The organism is Streptomyces sp. YPW6 (assembly GCF_018866325.1).
Taxonomy (GTDB): Bacteria; Actinomycetota; Actinomycetes; order Streptomycetales; family Streptomycetaceae; genus Streptomyces.
This window is the reverse complement of the sequence record NZ_CP076457.1, coordinates 1,864,967-1,880,409: the sequence shown is the minus strand read 5'-3', so window position 1 is coordinate 1,880,409 and position 15,443 is coordinate 1,864,967. Positions and strand designations below refer to the sequence as shown.

The 15,443-nt window shown below is 73.0% G+C and carries 15 protein-coding genes; 12 read left to right on the top strand and 3 right to left on the bottom strand.

From position 1 onward, the window contains the following. The first annotated feature begins 99 nt into the window (after nucleotides 1–99). The 3 genes from KME66_RS08150 to KME66_RS08140 all read left to right on the top strand — a co-directional run bounded on the left by KME66_RS08150 (nucleotide 100) and on the right by KME66_RS08140 (nucleotide 2,073). Entirely contained in the window at nucleotides 100–255 is a 156-nt protein-coding gene (locus tag KME66_RS08150; protein ID WP_010059989.1) for a hypothetical protein, read from the top strand. 118 nt (nucleotides 256–373) lie between these two features. Further along, complete coding sequence (locus KME66_RS08145) at nucleotides 374–727, top strand: DUF4190 domain-containing protein (RefSeq protein WP_216320564.1); 354 nt, start codon at nucleotides 374–376, stop codon at nucleotides 725–727. Between the two features lie 176 nt (nucleotides 728–903). Then, entirely contained in the window at nucleotides 904–2,073 is a 1,170-nt protein-coding gene (locus tag KME66_RS08140; protein WP_216320562.1) for a cysteine desulfurase family protein, read from the top strand. Between the two features lie 209 nt (nucleotides 2,074–2,282). Here KME66_RS08140 and KME66_RS08135 read toward each other — a convergent pair whose 3' ends face one another. Further along, complete coding sequence (locus tag KME66_RS08135) at nucleotides 2,283–3,038, bottom strand: N-acetylmuramoyl-L-alanine amidase (RefSeq protein ID WP_216320559.1); 756 nt, start codon at nucleotides 3,036–3,038, stop codon at nucleotides 2,283–2,285. Nucleotides 3,039–3,099: 61 nt separating this feature from the next. On the opposite strand from KME66_RS08135, the gene mnmA reads away from it, so the two are divergent. Further along, nucleotides 3,100–4,236 carry a tRNA 2-thiouridine(34) synthase MnmA gene (gene mnmA / locus KME66_RS08130; RefSeq protein WP_216320556.1) on the top strand — a complete coding sequence of 379 codons (1,137 nt, stop codon included), beginning with the start codon at nucleotides 3,100–3,102 and terminating at the stop codon, nucleotides 4,234–4,236. A 258-nt stretch (nucleotides 4,237–4,494) separates the two neighbouring features. Here the strand turns inward: mnmA and KME66_RS08125 are convergent, their stop codons facing one another. Both KME66_RS08125 and KME66_RS08120 read right to left on the bottom strand, forming a co-directional pair. Next, nucleotides 4,495–5,298, bottom strand: coding sequence for an alpha/beta hydrolase (locus tag KME66_RS08125; protein ID WP_216320555.1), 804 nt, complete (start codon nucleotides 5,296–5,298; stop codon nucleotides 4,495–4,497). Between the two features lie 76 nt (nucleotides 5,299–5,374). After that, nucleotides 5,375–5,710, bottom strand: a complete 336-nt coding sequence (locus KME66_RS08120; protein ID WP_216320552.1) for a DUF427 domain-containing protein — start codon at nucleotides 5,708–5,710, stop codon at nucleotides 5,375–5,377. A gap of 95 nt (nucleotides 5,711–5,805) precedes the next feature. Between KME66_RS08120 and KME66_RS08115 the strand changes: the two genes are divergently transcribed. The 8 genes from KME66_RS08115 (at nucleotide 5,806) to KME66_RS08080 (ending at nucleotide 15,433) form a co-directional block, all read left to right on the top strand. After that, the gene (locus tag KME66_RS08115; RefSeq protein WP_216320550.1) at nucleotides 5,806–6,345 is read left to right on the top strand and encodes a TIGR00730 family Rossman fold protein; all 540 of its coding nucleotides are present in this window, start codon (nucleotides 5,806–5,808) and stop codon (nucleotides 6,343–6,345) included. Between the two features lie 83 nt (nucleotides 6,346–6,428). Beyond that, nucleotides 6,429–7,118 carry an SDR family oxidoreductase gene (locus KME66_RS08110; protein ID WP_073214147.1) on the top strand — a complete coding sequence of 230 codons (690 nt, stop codon included), beginning with the start codon at nucleotides 6,429–6,431 and terminating at the stop codon, nucleotides 7,116–7,118. A gap of 167 nt (nucleotides 7,119–7,285) precedes the next feature. Then, nucleotides 7,286–8,314: a methionine synthase gene (locus tag KME66_RS08105; RefSeq protein WP_216320547.1), complete on the top strand. Its 1,029-nt coding sequence runs from the start codon at nucleotides 7,286–7,288 to the stop codon at nucleotides 8,312–8,314. Nucleotides 8,315–8,346: 32 nt separating this feature from the next. After that, nucleotides 8,347–10,578 carry an NAD-dependent DNA ligase LigA gene (gene ligA / locus KME66_RS08100; protein ID WP_216320545.1) on the top strand — a complete coding sequence of 744 codons (2,232 nt, stop codon included), beginning with the start codon at nucleotides 8,347–8,349 and terminating at the stop codon, nucleotides 10,576–10,578. A 360-nt stretch (nucleotides 10,579–10,938) separates the two neighbouring features. Continuing rightward, nucleotides 10,939–13,107: a bifunctional diguanylate cyclase/phosphodiesterase gene (locus KME66_RS08095; protein WP_216320542.1), complete on the top strand. Its 2,169-nt coding sequence runs from the start codon at nucleotides 10,939–10,941 to the stop codon at nucleotides 13,105–13,107. Nucleotides 13,108–13,398: 291 nt separating this feature from the next. After that, nucleotides 13,399–13,695, top strand: coding sequence for an Asp-tRNA(Asn)/Glu-tRNA(Gln) amidotransferase subunit GatC (gene gatC, locus KME66_RS08090; protein ID WP_003966094.1), 297 nt, complete (start codon nucleotides 13,399–13,401; stop codon nucleotides 13,693–13,695). A gap of 5 nt (nucleotides 13,696–13,700) precedes the next feature. Continuing rightward, nucleotides 13,701–15,194 (top strand): Asp-tRNA(Asn)/Glu-tRNA(Gln) amidotransferase subunit GatA, encoded by a 1,494-nt coding sequence (gatA, locus tag KME66_RS08085; protein WP_073214136.1) that lies wholly within the window; start codon nucleotides 13,701–13,703, stop codon nucleotides 15,192–15,194. Nucleotides 15,195–15,199: 5 nt separating this feature from the next. Further along, complete coding sequence (locus KME66_RS08080) at nucleotides 15,200–15,433, top strand: hypothetical protein (RefSeq protein ID WP_069738393.1); 234 nt, start codon at nucleotides 15,200–15,202, stop codon at nucleotides 15,431–15,433. The last annotated feature ends 10 nt before the right edge of the window (nucleotides 15,434–15,443 follow it).

The window sequence follows — 15,443 nt, the reverse complement described above, 5'->3', positions numbered from 1 at the left end:
GTTCTCCGACTCGGGGGAAGGGGTGCGAGGTTTAGACTTTCAAGTCAGTGAACACTCGTACTCCGAACGGCTTTCGTCGTCGCACAGAGAGGTTCCGCCGTGCTCGTCCTCGTCGCCGCGCTGCTCCTGCTGGGGATTCTCCTCGGGGCGGTCGCCCACATCCCGCTGCCGCTGACCCTGGCCGCCGCTGCCGTGATCGGCTGCTGGCTGCTGATCTTCGCCGTACGCGAGCGCACGTCGCGCCGAACCCACTGACCCGCCGAGCCTGCCGACTCGACGCGCCCGCACCCGTCGAGCCTTGCCGGCCCACCACACCCGCACCCGCACCCGTCGAGCCTGCCGTTTCCCGTACCGATCCGAAGGAGCTCGCACCATGACCCTCGCTCTCCTCGACCGCACCCGCTGCCCGGACGCCGCCCCCGACGAGGAGGCCGTCGACCGGCACGCAGCACCGGAGAAGGCCCCCGACGCCGCTCCGCGCCGGGCTCTCGGCCGCGAGGCGGACGGTCTCGCCGTCGCCTCGTTCGTCCTCGGCCTCGTCGGGCTGCTGGTCTTCAACATCGTGCTCGGGCCCACGGCGATCGTGATGGCGCTGCTCGCTCTCGTCCGTCACACCCGCCGCCGGGGACGCGCCTTCCTCGGCCTCGCCCTGGGCGTCGCCGACCTCGTCGTGCTCGGCGTCCTCGTCACCGCCAACGGCAACGTCGCCTGGAGCCTGGGCGGCTGACGCGCGCCCCGCAGCGGCCCCGCGGGCCGCTCTCCCCGTTCCGGATCGGGCTCCGGACCGGGGCCTCGGACCGGTCGGTGAGCCGGTCCGCCGCACCTCGCACGGGTGTGCTCGGGGTCCCCGCCGCGACGGGCCCCGCGTGAGCCCCGCCCCGGGCTCGTAGAATCGGCCCCACCATGGCTTACCTCGACCACGCCGCGACCACCCCGATGCTTCCCGAAGCGATCGGGGCGATGACCGCCCAGCTCTCCGTCACCGGCAACGCGTCCTCGCTGCACGCCGCCGGACGCCGGGCCCGCCGCACCGTCGAGGAGTCCAGAGAAGCCCTCGCCGACGCCCTCGGCGCCCGCCCCAGCGAGGTGGTGTTCACCTCCGGCGGCACGGAGGCCGACAACCTCGCCGTCAAGGGCCTCTACTGGTCCCGCCGCGACGCCGACCCCCGCCGCACCCGGGTCCTCGCCGGCCCCGTCGAGCACCACGCCGTCCTCGACGCCGTCGACTGGCTCGCCGAACACGAGGGCGCGGACGTCGACTACCTCCCCGTCGACCGCCAGGGCCGGGTCCACCCCGAAGACCTGCGCGAGGCGATCCTCCGGAACCCCGACGACATCGCGATGATCACCGTGATGTGGGCCAACAACGAGATCGGCACGATCATGCCGGTACGTGAACTGGCTTCGGTGGCGGCGGAGTTCGGGATCCCCATGCATGCCGACGCGGTCCAGGCCTTCGGTCAGCTGGAAGTCGACTTCGCCCGTTCCGGGCTGGCCGCGATGACGGTCAGCGGACACAAGATCGGCGGCCCGTTCGGCATCGGCGCGCTGCTGCTGGGGCGCGACCACACCCCCGTACCCGTCCTGCACGGCGGCGGCCAGGAGCGGCACGTCCGCTCCGGCACCCTGGACGTGCCCGCCGTCGCCTCGTTCGCGGTCGCCGGAGCCCTGGCGGCGGAGCGGCGCGAGGAGTTCGCCCGGCGCGTGGGCTCCCTGCGCGACGAGCTGGTGACCGCGGTGCGCCTGGCGGTGCCGGACGCCGTGCTCGGCGGCGACCCGGACCCGGCCGGACGCCTGCCCGCCAACGCCCACTTCAGCTTCCCCGGCTGCGAGGGCGACTCCCTCCTCCTGCTGCTGGACGCGCAGGGCATCGCCTGCTCCACCGGCTCCGCCTGCACCGCCGGGATCGCCCAGCCCAGCCACGTCCTGCTCGCCACCGGCACCGACCCGGACCTGGCCCGGGGCACCCTGCGCTTCTCGCTCGGCCACACCTCGACCGAGGACGATGTGAAGGCGCTCGCCGAGGCGATCGGCCCGGCGGTCGAGCGGGCGAGGACGGCCGGGCTCAGCTGACGGGGACCCCAGCCCGGCGGGGACCGTCACCCCGTGGGGACCCTCACCCGGCGGGCGCTACGCCTTCGCCGACGCGGGACCGGGCTGCCCGGTCCGCATGGCACGGCCCCGGCCCGCACGGAAGCGCCGCCCGTCCCGCACGGCCCGGCCCGCCCGGCGGTGGCCTCCGCCGGGCGGGCGGCGCTGCGCCTTCGCCGATGGGGGCCGCGCTACGCCTTCGCCGACGACGAAGCCGTAGCCGTAGCCGTGGGCGTGGGGCTCGGCGGAGCCGCCGCGGCCCGCCGCACCAGCTCCAGATACCGGTCCCAGTCCCAGTGCGGCCCCGGATCGGTGTGGTCGGTGCCCGGCACCTCCACATGCCCGATGATGTGCTCCCGGTCGACGGGTATGCCGTGGCGTGCACAGATCGACGCCGTGAGCCGCGCCGACGACGTGTACATCTCCTTCGTCAGGTCCTGCGGCCGGTCCACGAACCCCTCGTGCTCGATGCCGACCGCCCGCTCGTTGAACGACCGGTTGCCCGCCTGGTACGCCACGTCCAGCTCGCGGATCATCTGCACCACCCGCCCGTCCTGCCCCACGATGTAGTGCGTCGCGGCCCGGTGGGCGGGGTCCTGGAACACCTTCACCGCGCTCGCGAAACTGCCCTGGGTGACGTGGATGATCACCCGGTCGATGGGGAAGTCGTCGGGCCGGTCCGCGCGCCGCCAGTTCGCCTCCGACGCGGCCACCCAGGTCGCGCCCGCGTAGTCCAGCTCGCCCGGCTTGCGGGGCTTCTCGATGCCGGGGACCTGCCACCACAGGCGCTTCACCTCGTCGCGCGCGAGCACGGCGGCGGTGCCGGCCGCCGCCACCACGCCCCCGCCGATCAGCAGGGCGCGGCGGCTGACCCCGTCCGCCGGCTTCTTCCGCGAAGGCTCTCCCGAAGGCTTTCGCGCAGCCCCGGCGCTCCCGTTCTTCCCCATGTGACCGTCAACGCTTATCCGCGAGCGTTCGGTTCCCGGCGACCCGTACCCTGGAGGGGCTATGACTCAGACTTCCCAGCGCCCCCTGCGCGTCCTCGCCGCGATGTCGGGCGGAGTGGACTCCGCCGTCGCCGCCGCCCGCGCCGTCGAGGCGGGCCACGACGTGACCGGTGTCCACCTCGCCCTGTCCGCGAACCCCCAGTCCTTCCGGACCGGGGCACGCGGCTGTTGCACCATCGAGGACTCACGGGACGCCCGCCGCGCGGCCGACGTCATCGGTATCCCGTTCTACGTCTGGGACCTGGCGGAACGCTTCCGCGAGGACGTGGTGGAGGACTTCGTCGCAGAGTACGAGGCCGGGCGCACCCCCAACCCCTGCCTGCGCTGCAACGAGAAGATCAAGTTCGCCGCGCTGCTCGACAAGGCCCTCGCCCTCGGCTTCGACGCCGTCTGCACCGGCCACTACGCCACGGTCGTGCTGACCGAGGACGGCAGCCGTGAGCTGCACCGCGCCTCCGACATGGCGAAGGACCAGAGCTATGTGCTCGGCGTCCTGGACGAGAAGCAGCTCGCCCACGCGATGTTCCCGCTCGGCGACACCCTCACCACCAAGGACGAGATCCGCGCCGAGGCCGAGCGCCGGGGCCTGGCCGTCGCCAAGAAGCCCGACAGCCACGACATCTGCTTCATCGCCGACGGCGACACCCAGGGCTTCCTGGCCGACCGCCTCGGCGGACCGGCCGAGGGCGACATCCTCGACGAGTCCGGTACGAAGCTGGGCACCCACGAGGGCGCGTTCGGCTTCACCATCGGCCAGCGCAAGGGCCTGAAGATCGGCCACCCCGCCCCCGACGGCAAGCCGCGCTACGTCCTCGACATCTCCCCGGTGAACAACACCGTCACCGTCGGCCCCGTCGAGGCCCTGGACGTCACCTCCCTCACCGCGATCAAGCCCCGCTGGTGCGGAACGCCCCCGTCCGGCCCGGGTGCGTACACCGCTCAGCTCCGCGCCCACGGCGGCGAGAGCGAGGTCACCGCCGAACTCGTCGACGGCTCCGAGCTGCACGTCACCTTCACCGAGCCGGTCCGGGGCGTGGCCCCCGGCCAGGCGGTCGTCCTCTACGACGGCACCCGCGTGGTCGGCTCGGCCACCATCGCGACCACGGTCCGCCGCGAACGGGTGGCGGCGGGCGGCTGAGACCGCGCGGCCTGCCCCGGAACGCCTCCCGGCACGTGCATCCGCGCCGACCTGCCCCACGACGCCTGCCGACAGGCGCACGCGCCCTGCTGGTACGTACGCGCGCATGGTCCGGGCTCCGGGCGTCCGTCCCGGAAGCCTGCCGGTACGCGCACGTGTTCCGGGCGGCTGTCCCGGAAGCCTGCCGGTACGCGTACGTGTTCCAGGGGGCTGCTCCGGGAAGCCTGCCGGCAGGCCCGCATGTCCCGGGCGGCTGCTCTAGGACGCCTGCCCGTACACGTACATCTCCCGGGCGAAGAACTCCGTCAGCACCGGCGCGAGCACCTGGGGCGCCACTTCGCGCATCTGGCCCGTCAGGGTGCGGTGCCGGCCGCGCGGCAGGGCCTCCGCCAGGCTCCGGGTCGCCGCCCGTACCGGCGCGCTGCTGAAGCCGCCGCAGATCACCAGCGTCCGGGCGGCGACGCCCGAGAACCGCTCGGCGGGGATCGCCCCGTCGCCCAGCAGCGCGTCGTCGTACGCCAGCGTGTGCGCAATCGCCTCCAGTTCCGCCCACACCGGGGCCCGCCGCATCCGGGCGGCCGTCTCCTCGGCGACCCCCGTCATGGACAGGAACAGCGCCACCGCCCCGCCCCGGTCCCCGGCCGCCAGCAGCCGCCGCAGCCGGGCCGTGCAGCGGGCCTTGAACCGCAGACCGGACGTTCCCGGCGTGTAGGGCGGCTCGTACGCGGCGAGCAGCTCCACCGGCAGACCGGCGGCGGCCGCCTCCAGGGCCAGCGCCCCGCCGGAGGACATCCCGAAGACCGACGTGCCCGCCCCGGCCGCGCCGACGACGGCGGCCAGGTCCTCGGCCTCCCGCGCCACGGCACAGCGCCCGGTGTCACCGCTGGCGCCCCGGCCCCGCCGGTCGTAGGTGACCACCGTGAAGCGCGGCGCGAGCAGAGCGGCCAGCGCGGCGTCGGTCGCCGCCACGCTCAGCGCCCCGCCGACCAGCACCAGCGGCGGCCCCTCGCCCTGGCGGCGGTAGGCGATCGGCGTGCCGTCGGCGGAGAGAATCCTGTCCATGGGAGAGGAGACCCGGGCGGTCCGGAAAACTCATCGCTCCGCCCGGAAGAATCTTCCGGGCGGAGCGCATCGTGGGTCAGCCGGCCACCGTCTCCGTGGCGTAGAAGCAGAAGTGGTCCTTGATCGCGGCGACTTCGGGCTTCGGGTCCGGGTAGGCCCAGACGAGGTCGGCGGCTCCGGGCCGCGACCAGTAGGAGGCGTCGCCCTTGAACGGGCAGTGGGTGGAGGTGTCCGACGGGGCGAGCAGGTCGGTGCGGACGTCCTCGGGCGGCAGGTAGTAGCGGACCGGACAGCCGGTCTCGCGCAGCACGAGCGGGCGGCGGCTCTCGGCCAGCACCTCTCCGTCGTGCACGGCCCGCACGTGCTCGGTGCCCTGCTCGACGGTGATGCGGTGTCCTCGGGTGGCAGTCATGTCTGGTTCAGCGGTGTACGGGGCCGTCTTCTTCCCCGTACGCCGCATCTTCCCCGGAACGGGGGAGTGTCCGAGGCGGGTCGTACGGTGGGCCCATGAACATCTGCGTCTTCCTCTCCGCCGCCGACCTCGACGACCGCTACACCGTGCCCGCCCACGAGTTCGCCGAGCTGCTCGGGCGAGGCGGGCACACCCTCGTCTGGGGCGGATCGGACAAGGGGCTGATGAAGGTCGTGGCGGACGGCGTGCAGGCGGCGGGAGGCCGGCTCGTCGGGGTGTCGGTCGCCTTCCTCGCCGCGAGCGCCCGGCCGAACGCCGACGAGATGGTCATCGCCCGCGATCTCGCCGAACGCAAGGCGCTGCTTCTGGAGAAGGCCGACGCCGTGGTGATCATGGTCGGTGGCACGGGGACGCTCGACGAGGCCACCGAGATCCTGGAGCTGAAGAAGCACGGCCGGCACGCCAAGCCCGTCGTCCTGCTCAACACGGCCGGCTTCTACGACGGGCTGCGCGAGCAGTTCCAGCGCATGGAGGACGAGGGATTCCTGCCGCTGCCCCTGACCGACCTCGTCTTCTTCGCCAAGGACGGCGTCGGCGCGCTCGCCTACCTGGAGGAGACCGCCGGACTTCAGTGAGCGGCCCGGATCCGGGGCCCGCGCTCGCCCACCCACAGGAGACCGCCGGACTCCGGTGAACGAGGCGGATCTAGGATCGGCCCATGGCTACCCACCTCATCACCGGCGCCGGTTCCGGCATCGGCGCCGCCGTCGCCCGCCGCCTCCAGGAGCGCGGCGACGACCTCGTCCTGCTCGCCCGTGACGCCGGCCGCGCCAAGGAGCTCGCCGAGCGCCACCCGGGCGCGCGCACGCTCGTCGGCGACCTCGGCAACCCCGACCGGCTGTCCTGGGCGTTCGGCCAGCAGGCCGTGCCCGAGCGGATCGACACCCTGCTGCACATCGCGGGCGTCGTCGAGCTCGGCGAGGTCGGGGAGCTCACCCCCAAGGCCTGGCACTTCCAGATCGACGCCAACCTGATCGCCCCCGCCGAGATCACCCGCCTCCTCCTCCCGCAGCTCCGCGTCGCCCAGGGCCACGTCCTCTTCGTGAACTCCGGCGCCGGACTCAACGCCCACGCCGGGTGGAGCGCGTACGCCGCGAGCAAGCACGGCCTCAAGGCGCTCGCCGACTCGCTGCGCCACGAGGAGCACGGCAACGGGGTGCGCGTCACCTCCGTCTACCCGGGCCGCACCGCCAGCCCCATGCAGGCCAAGGTGCACCAGCAGGAGGGCAAGGAGTACGACGCGGAGCGCTGGATCGACCCCGAGTCGGTGGCCACCACGATCCTGATGGCGATCGACCTGCCGCGCGACGCCGAGGTCAACGACCTCACGGTCCGCCCCGGGCGCTGACCCACCGCACACACGGGGGGAGGCCGCCGTCGGCGGGCCCGCGCCGCCCGCCCTGCCCGACGCCCCGCGTGCCCGCGGGGCGGACGGAGCCGCTGTCCGGGATCCTGCTGAACGGGGCCGACGCCCCGCGTACGCGCGGAGCGGGCCGGGGACCGTAGGCTTCCCGGGTGAGCGAGAAGAGCAAGTTCAGCGGGTGTCCGGCGACCGGCATCGGGTCGATGCCCGGGGGAGACGCGAGGGAGGCGGCGAAGACCGTCACCGGTTCCTTCGCCGACGGCCAGGGCATGCCGCACCTGGCCGAACTGCCCGCGCGCGGGCCGGGTGCCGACATGATCGGACGGAGCGTCGGCCTGCTCGTCGAGATGTACGGGCACGTGGAGCCGAGCGGCTGGCGGATCAGCGACCGGCCCGGCCGCGACACCCGCAGGGCCCGTTCCTGGCTGGGCGAGGACCTGGACGCCCTGGAGGAGTTCACCCAGGGGTACGAGGGGCTGCTCAAGGTGCAGGCCGTCGGGCCCTGGACGCTCGCCGCCGCCCTCGAACTGCGCGGCGGCGAAGCCATGCTGGCCGACCCGGGCGCCTGCCGCGACCTGGCCGGGTCCCTGGCCGAGGGGCTCCGCGCCCACCTCGCCGAGGTCCGCCGCCGGATGCCCGGGGCGAACGTCGTCCTCCAGCTCGACGAACCCTCCCTGACCGCCGTCCTCCAGGGCCGGGTCCGCTCCGCCAGCGGCTACCGCACCTACCGCGCCGTCGACCGCCAGGTCGTCGAGTCCGCTCTGCGCGACGTCCTCGCGGCGGCGGGCGAAGACGGGACGACACTCGTCCACTCCTGCGCCCCCGGGGTGCCCGTCGCCCTGCTGCGCCGGGCCGGGGCCGACGGCATCTCGTTCGACCTCTCGTTGCTCACGGAGCGTGAGGAGGAGGCGATCGGGGAAGCCGTCGAGGGCGGCACCCAGCTGTTCCTGGGCGTGGTGCCCTCCACCGACGCGGCAACCGGGGCATTGTCGGACCCGGGCGGTAGCGTCATGGGAGTCAGGACGCTGTGGCGCAGGCTGGGGCTGAATCCGGGGACTCTCGCCGAGTCCGTCACGATCACCCCGTCGTGCGGCCTCGCGGGTGCGTCACCCGCGTACGCCCGCACCGCGCTCGCCCACAGCGCCCGGGCGGCGAGGTCGCTCGCGGACAACCCTGAGTGACGGGGACGACGGGTACACAGGAGGACGGGACGATGGCGGGCGAAGAGCGGGTGGAGCAGGCGAGTTCGGTCCCGGCGGACGTGCGGGAGGAGCACGCGCTGGTGGCCGAGCGGATCGAGGAGCACCGCTTCCGGTATTACGTGAAGGACCAGCCGGTCGTCAGCGACGCCGAGTTCGACCGGCTGATGCGCTCGCTGGAGGTCCTGGAGGAGCAGCACCCGGCGCTGCGCACCCCGGACTCCCCGACCCAGAAGGTCGCCGGGCCGTACGTCACGGAGTTCACCTCCGTCGAGCACCGCGAGCGGATGCTCTCCCTGGACAACGCCTTCGACGACGAGGAGCTGGCCGCCTGGGCCGACCGCGTCGCCAAGGAGACCGGCACCCCCGACCACCACTTCCTGTGCGAGCTGAAGGTCGACGGCCTCGCCGTCAACCTCACCTACGAGCACGGCCGCCTCACCCGCGCGGCCACCCGCGGCGACGGCCGTACCGGCGAGGACATCACCCCCAACGTCCGGACGATCGCGGAGATCCCGCACCGCCTGAAGGGCGAGGACATCCCGGCGCTCGTGGAGATCCGCGGCGAGGTCTTCTTCCCCATGGAAGGCTTCGAGGAGCTGAACGCCCGGCTGGTCGCCGCCGACGACAAGCCCTTCGCCAACCCGCGCAACGCGGCGGCCGGATCGCTCCGCCAGAAGGACCCCCGGGTCACCGCCACCCGCCCGCTGCACATGGTCGTCCACGGCATCGGCGCCCACGAGGGCCTGAGCATCGACCGCCTCTCCCAGGCCTACGACCTCCTCCACTCCTGGGGCCTGCCCACCGCCAAGCACAACAAGGTCGTCGACTCCCTCGCCGGCGTACGGGAGTTCATCGCGTATTTCGGTGAGCACCGGCACTCCGTGGAGCACGAGATCGACGGTGTCGTCGTCAAGCTCGACGAGATCCCGCTCCAGGGCCGCCTGGGCTCCACCTCGCGCGCCCCGCGCTGGGCCATCGCCTGGAAGTACGCTCCCGAAGAGGTCAACACCAAGCTGGTCAACATCCGCGTCGGCGTCGGCCGCACCGGCCGCGTCACCCCGTACGCCCAGGTCGAGCCGGTCGAAGTGGCCGGTTCCGAGGTCGAGTTCGCCACCCTCCACAACCAGAACGTGGTCAAGGCCAAGGGCGTCCTCATCGGGGACACCGTCGTTCTGCGCAAGGCGGGCGACGTCATCCCGGAGATCCTCGGCCCGGTCGTCGATCTGCGCGACGGCACCGAGAAGGCCTTCGAGATGCCGTCGCACTGCCCCGAGTGCGGGACGGAGCTGCGCCCGATGAAGGAGGGCGACATCGACCTCCGCTGCCCCAACGCCCGCACCTGCCCCGCCCAGTTGCGTGAGCGCGTCTTCTACCTCGCCGGGCGCAAGAGCCTGGACATTGACCACTTCGGCTATGTGGCAGCCGCCGCCCTGACCCGGCCGCTGGAGCCCGCCGAGCCCGTCCTCAGGGACGAGAGCGATCTGTTCTCGCTCACCATCGAGCAGCTGCTGCCGATCCGGGCGTACGTCCTGGACCAGGACAGCGGGCTGCCCAAGCGCGACCCGAAGACCGGCGAGGAGAAGATCGCGACCGTCTTCGCCAACCAGCAGGGCGAGCCCAAGAAGAACGCGGTGGCCATGCTGGAGGGCATCGCCGCCGCCAAGGAGGCACCCCTCGCCCGGGTCCTCACCGGGCTCTCGATCCGTCATGTCGGCCCGGTCGCCGCCCAGGAGCTGGCCCGGCAGTTCCGCTCCGTCGACAGGATCGACGAGGCGACCGAGGAGGAGCTGGCGGCCGCCGACGGCGTCGGGCCGACCATCGCCGCCTCGGTCAAGCAGTGGTTCGCCGAGGACTGGCACCGCGAGATCCTGCGCAAGTGGCGCGAGGCCGGGGTCCGGATGGCCGACGAGGGCTCCGGCGAGGACGAGGGCCCCCGCCCCCTCGAAGGACTCACCGTCGTCGTCACCGGCACCCTCGCGGGCCACACCCGCGACGGCGCCAAGGAAGCGCTCCAGGCGCTCGGCGCCAAGGTCACGGGATCGGTGTCCAAGAAGACCGCGTTCGTGGTCGTCGGTGACAACCCCGGCTCCAAGTACGACAAGGCGATGCAGCTGAAGGTGCCCGTGCTGGACGAGGACGGATTCGCGATCCTGCTCGACGACGGACCCGAACGCGCCCGGGAAGCCGCCCTGTCCGTTCCGGAAGCGGAGCCCGGGGCGGCCCCGGACGACAGCGCGGCGTAGACGGGGAGTAACCGCCTCCGGGGGCGCCGTTCGCCTCCCGTTCCCCGGATCGAGACGCCTTCGAGACGCAGTCCCGGCGTGGCGCGGCCCGTGCGGGGAAAGAAATGGGGCAGAGGGGTGAAGAAGGGGTGCTCGTTCCCCGAATGGCCCTGCCGGACCACTCGTTCGGGCCAATAGCAGATGGTGACGGGTCGTCGGTTCGCATTCGGGCAAGAGCTGTAGAGCGCTGCCCCTGGAAGCCTTTCGCGGCCTACTGTTGAGAGGTGCGCCCGCCGTGCACGGCCCCTGGACCGGGCCGTGGCGACACGGAAGCGGGCGCCACCGAGGGCCATCGGCACCGCCGGCTGTGAGAGGGACGGAATGAAACCGACCGAGAGTGCCGCCCCGGTGTCGCGGCTGCAAGGCTTCGTCGGCCTCACGCCCCCGGTGGGCGCCGTGGTCGTGGGGATCGCCGCGTTACTGCTGGCGGTCGGGTCCTACCGGACCGTCCAGCAGGGCCAAGCGCTCTTCCCGGACGGGGTGGCCGGCTGGTCCTTCGCCGTGCTCACCGGAATCATCGTCGGCCATCTGGTGGCCCTCGGCCGCGACCGGTGGTGGGGCGGCACCGGCTCCGGCGCCGCCCTCACCCTCGCCGTGCTCCTGCTCTACGGCTGGCTGCCGGCCGTCCTGGTCAGCCTCGCCGTCGTGGTGCTCGTCGGGACCGCCCGCCGGCACCGCTGGTGGCAGGGGCTGCTGCACGGCGGGGTCGACATGCTCGGCATCGGCGCCGCGGCGCTCGTGCTGGCCGCGTTCGGCGTGGCCCCCACCGTCGAGGAGCCCTGGCGGCCGCTCGACTGGGGCATCGCGGCCGTCCCGGAGCTGCTCCTGACCGCGTCGACGTATCTGCTCGTCACCCGGGTCCTCCTCTGGTACGCCCAGGCCCCGCACAACGGCGGGCTGCCCACCATCGCCCGGACCGCGATGCTGCGGCAGGGGCTCGTCGCCGTCGCACTCCTCGGGCTCGCCCCGCTGATCTGCGCCGTGGCGATGTCCATGCCCATCCTGCTGCCGCTCTTCGCGGTGCCGCTCATCGCCCTGGACTCCACCCTGTGGATCGCCCGCGCCCGTGCCGAGGAGCAGCTGCGCGACCCGCTGACCGGGCTGCCCAACCGCCAGTGGCTGCTGGAGCGGACCTGGTCGGCGCTGGAGGACGCGGAGTCCATCGGCACCCGCTCCGCGCTGGTCCTCATCGACCTGGACCGCTTCCGCGCGGTCAACGACACCCTCGGCCACCTGGCCGGGGACCGGCTGCTGCTCCAGATAGCGGAGCGCCTGCGGCTCGCCCTGCCGCGCGGCGCGGAGGCGGCCCGGCTCGGCGGCGACGAGTTCGCCGTCCTGCTCCCGCACACCGACTCCACCACCAGTGCCCAGCAGGTCGCCCGCCACCTCGTCGCCGAGCTGTCCTCGCCGCTCGACCTCGACGGGCTCACCCTCGTGCTGGAGGCCAGCGCCGGGGTGGCCGTCTACCCCGACCACGCCCTGGACGCCGAGGGCCTGCTGCGCCGGGCGGACGTCGCGATGTACCAGGCCAAGCGGGACCGCACGGGCGTGGAGGTCTACGAGTCCAAGCGGGACAGCAACACCCCCGACCGGCTCGGGCTCCTCGGCGATCTGCGCCGGGCGCTGGACGCGGGCGAGGTCGAGCTGCACTACCAGCCCAAGGTCCGCTTCGACGGGCAGGTCGCCGGCCTGGAGGCGCTGGTGCGCTGGGTGCACCCGGAGCGCGGCCGGGTCCCCCCGGACGAGTTCATCGCCATCGCCGAGTCCTCCGGCCTGATGCCGCACCTCACGGAGTACGTCCTGGAAACGGCGCTCGCCCAGGTCGCCCGCTGGCGGGCGCAGGGCCTGTGCGTGCCCGTCGCGGTCAACGTCTCCCCGCGCGACGTCCACACCCCCGGCTTCGCGGGGGGCGTCGCCGCCCGCCTCGCCCGCCACGGCGTGCCCGCGGGAGCGCTCCAACTGGAGATCACCGAGCATGTGCTGCTGGAGGATCCGCAGCGCGCCGCCGACACCCTGGCCGGGCTCACCGCGCACGGCGTCAAGATGTCGCTCGACGACTTCGGCACCGGCTACTCGTCGCTGGTCCACCTGCGCCGGCTCCCCGTCAGCGAGCTGAAGATCGACCGCTCCTTCGTGGCCCGGCTCGCCGTCGACCACGAGGACGCGGAGATCGTCCGCTGCACCATCGACCTGGCCCACTCGCTCGGTCTGGTCGTCGTCGCGGAGGGCGTCGAGGACGACACGACCTGGGAGCGGCTGCGGAATCTGCGGTGCGACGCGGTGCAGGGCTGGCTGGTGGCGGCCGCGATGCCGCCGCAGGAGACCACGGCCTGGCTGCGGGCGCGCGGCGAGCACGGCTGGCGCCGGCCCGCGGAGCTGAGGGCCCAGGCCGCGGCCGCCGCGGGCTCGGCCACCGCGTCGGCGACCGGCTCCATGAACGGCTCGCTCAACGGTGCGGTGAACGGCGCGGCGGAGACCGACACCCCCTGAGGACGCCGGGGAGTCGAGCCCGCGGATGCGTAGCCCGATCGGGCCGGGGCACCCGTCCCCCGGAGACCCCATAGGATTAGGGGGCCGGTGGCACATCTCCACCTGCCGCGCGACGCCTGGCACGCACGCTCGCCGCGTTGCCGAAACGCCCACGTGGCTCCACCACGAGGGCGCTCCGGCGCCTTGCGATCGCACGTACCGGACGCCGCGCGGCCCGTCCCGCGGACGGACGGTGGAAAGGTGCCGTCGGCCCCCGGCCACAACCACACACCAACCCCTGAGGATCGCTGCATGCCTGGCATCACGCGCGAGGAGGTCGCCCACCTCGCCCGGCTGGCGCGTCTGGAGCTGAAGGGCGAAGAGCTCGATCACTTCGCCGGTCAGCTCGACGACATCATCGGCGCGGTCGCCCGCGTCTCCGAGGTCGCCGACCAAGACGTACCGCCGACCTCCCACCCGCTGCCGCTGACCAACGTCATGCGCGCGGACGAGGTCCGTCCGTCGCTCACCCCCGCGCAGGCGCTCTCCGGAGCCCCGGCCCAGGAGCAGCAGCGTTTCAAGGTGCCGCAGATCCTGGGGGAGGACTGACCGCCATGACGGACATCATCAAGCTCACCGCGGCCGAGATCGCCGCGAAGATCGCCTCCGGCGAACTGACCGCCGTCGAGGTCACCGAGGCGCACCTCGCCCGGATCGACGCCGTCGACGAGAAGGTCCACGCCTTCCTGCACATCGACCGCGAGGGCGCGCTCGCCCAGGCCCGTGCCGTGGACGCCAAGCGCGCGGCGGGCGAGAAGCTCGGCCCGCTGGCCGGCGTCCCGCTCGCGCTGAAGGACATCTTCACCACCAAGGACATGCCGACCACCGTCGGCTCCAAGATCCTTGAGGGCTGGGTCCCGCCGTACGACGCCACGCTGACGCAGAAGCTGCGCGACGCCGACGTCGTCATCCTCGGCAAGACCAACATGGACGAGTTCGCCATGGGGTCCTCCACCGAGAACAGCGCGTACGGCCCCACCGGCAACCCCTGGGACCTCACCCGCATCCCCGGCGGCTCCGGCGGCGGCTCCTCCGCCGCCCTCGCCTCCTACGAGGCCCCGCTCGCCATCGGCACGGACACCGGCGGCTCGATCCGCCAGCCCGCCGCCGTGACCGGCACCGTCGGCGTCAAGCCCACCTACGGCGGCGTCTCCCGCTACGGCATGGTCGCCTTCTCGTCCTCCCTCGACCAGGGCGGGCCCTGCGCCCGTACGGTCCTGGACGCGGCGCTGCTGCACGAGGCCATCGCCGGGCACGACCCGCTGGACTCCACGTCCATCGACGCCCCCGTCCCGCCGGTCGTCGAGGCCGCGCGCAACGGATCCGTCCAGGGCATGCGCGTCGGCGTGGTCAAGCAGTTCCGCGGCGAGGGCTACCAGGCCGGTGTCCTCCAGCGCTTCGACGAGTCGGTCGAGCTGTTGAAGTCGCTGGGCGCCACGGTCGTCGAGCTGGACTGCCCGTCCTTCGACCTGGCGCTCTCCGCGTACTACCTGATCGCCCCGTCGGAGTGCTCCTCCAACCTGGCCCGCTTCGACGCCATGCGCTACGGCCTGCGGGTCGGCGACGACGGTACGAAGTCGGCCGAGGAGGTCACCGCGCTGACCCGCGAGGCGGGCTTCGGCGACGAGGTCAAGCGCCGCATCATCCTGGGCACGTACGCGCTCAGCTCCGGCTACTACGACGCGTACTACGGCTCGGCCCAGAAGGTCCGCACCCTCATCACCCAGGACTTCGAGAAGGCTTTCGAGCAGGTCGACGTGATCGTCTCCCCGACGACCCCGACCACCGCCTTCCCGATCGGCGAGCGCGCCGACGACCCGATGGCGATGTACCTCGCGGACCTGTGCACCATCCCCACCAACCTGGCCGGCAACTCCGCCATGTCGCTGCCCTGCGGCCTGGCCCCGGAGGACGGTCTGCCGGTCGGACTGCAGATCATCGCCCCCGCCATGAAGGACGACCGGCTCTACCAGGTCGGATCGGCCGTCGAGGCCGCCTTCGTGGAAAAGTGGGGGCACCCGCTGCTTGAGGAGGCTCCGTCGCTGTGAGTGCCATGGCAAAGAAGGCCAGTAACTTCAAGAAGTCCAAGACCGGGCTGTACGTCTCGCTCGGCAGCACCGCGTTCGGCGCGATCAGCGTCGCCAAGCAGGCGAAGCTCGCCCGCAACGACAACGACGTGCTGCGGCTCGTCGACGCGGCGGTCTCCGCGGCCGCCATCGTCACCGGACTCGCGATCCTCTATCGCGAACTGAAGCGTCTCGGCGACGACGACGTCCTGCTGGGCTGAGAGGGAAAGT

What these genes read in the sequence shown, in the direction of transcription:
- KME66_RS08145 (WP_216320564.1), top strand. Translation starts at nt 374, where the DNA reads ATGACCCTCGCTCTCCTCGACCGCACCCGCTGCCCGGACGCCGCCCCC.
- KME66_RS08140 (WP_216320562.1), top strand. Translation starts at nt 904, where the DNA reads ATGGCTTACCTCGACCACGCCGCGACCACCCCGATGCTTCCCGAAGCG.
- KME66_RS08135 (WP_216320559.1), bottom strand. Translation starts at nt 3,038, where the DNA reads ATGGGGAAGAACGGGAGCGCCGGGGCTGCGCGAAAGCCTTCGGGAGAG.
- mnmA (WP_216320556.1), top strand. Translation starts at nt 3,100, where the DNA reads ATGACTCAGACTTCCCAGCGCCCCCTGCGCGTCCTCGCCGCGATGTCG.
- KME66_RS08125 (WP_216320555.1), bottom strand. Translation starts at nt 5,298, where the DNA reads ATGGACAGGATTCTCTCCGCCGACGGCACGCCGATCGCCTACCGCCGC.
- KME66_RS08120 (WP_216320552.1), bottom strand. Translation starts at nt 5,710, where the DNA reads ATGACTGCCACCCGAGGACACCGCATCACCGTCGAGCAGGGCACCGAG.
- KME66_RS08115 (WP_216320550.1), top strand. Translation starts at nt 5,806, where the DNA reads ATGAACATCTGCGTCTTCCTCTCCGCCGCCGACCTCGACGACCGCTAC.
- KME66_RS08110 (WP_073214147.1), top strand. Translation starts at nt 6,429, where the DNA reads ATGGCTACCCACCTCATCACCGGCGCCGGTTCCGGCATCGGCGCCGCC.
- ligA (WP_216320545.1), top strand. Translation starts at nt 8,347, where the DNA reads ATGGCGGGCGAAGAGCGGGTGGAGCAGGCGAGTTCGGTCCCGGCGGAC.
- KME66_RS08095 (WP_216320542.1), top strand. Translation starts at nt 10,939, where the DNA reads ATGAAACCGACCGAGAGTGCCGCCCCGGTGTCGCGGCTGCAAGGCTTC.
- gatC (WP_003966094.1), top strand. Translation starts at nt 13,399, where the DNA reads ATGCCTGGCATCACGCGCGAGGAGGTCGCCCACCTCGCCCGGCTGGCG.
- gatA (WP_073214136.1), top strand. Translation starts at nt 13,701, where the DNA reads ATGACGGACATCATCAAGCTCACCGCGGCCGAGATCGCCGCGAAGATC.
- KME66_RS08080 (WP_069738393.1), top strand. Translation starts at nt 15,200, where the DNA reads ATGGCAAAGAAGGCCAGTAACTTCAAGAAGTCCAAGACCGGGCTGTAC.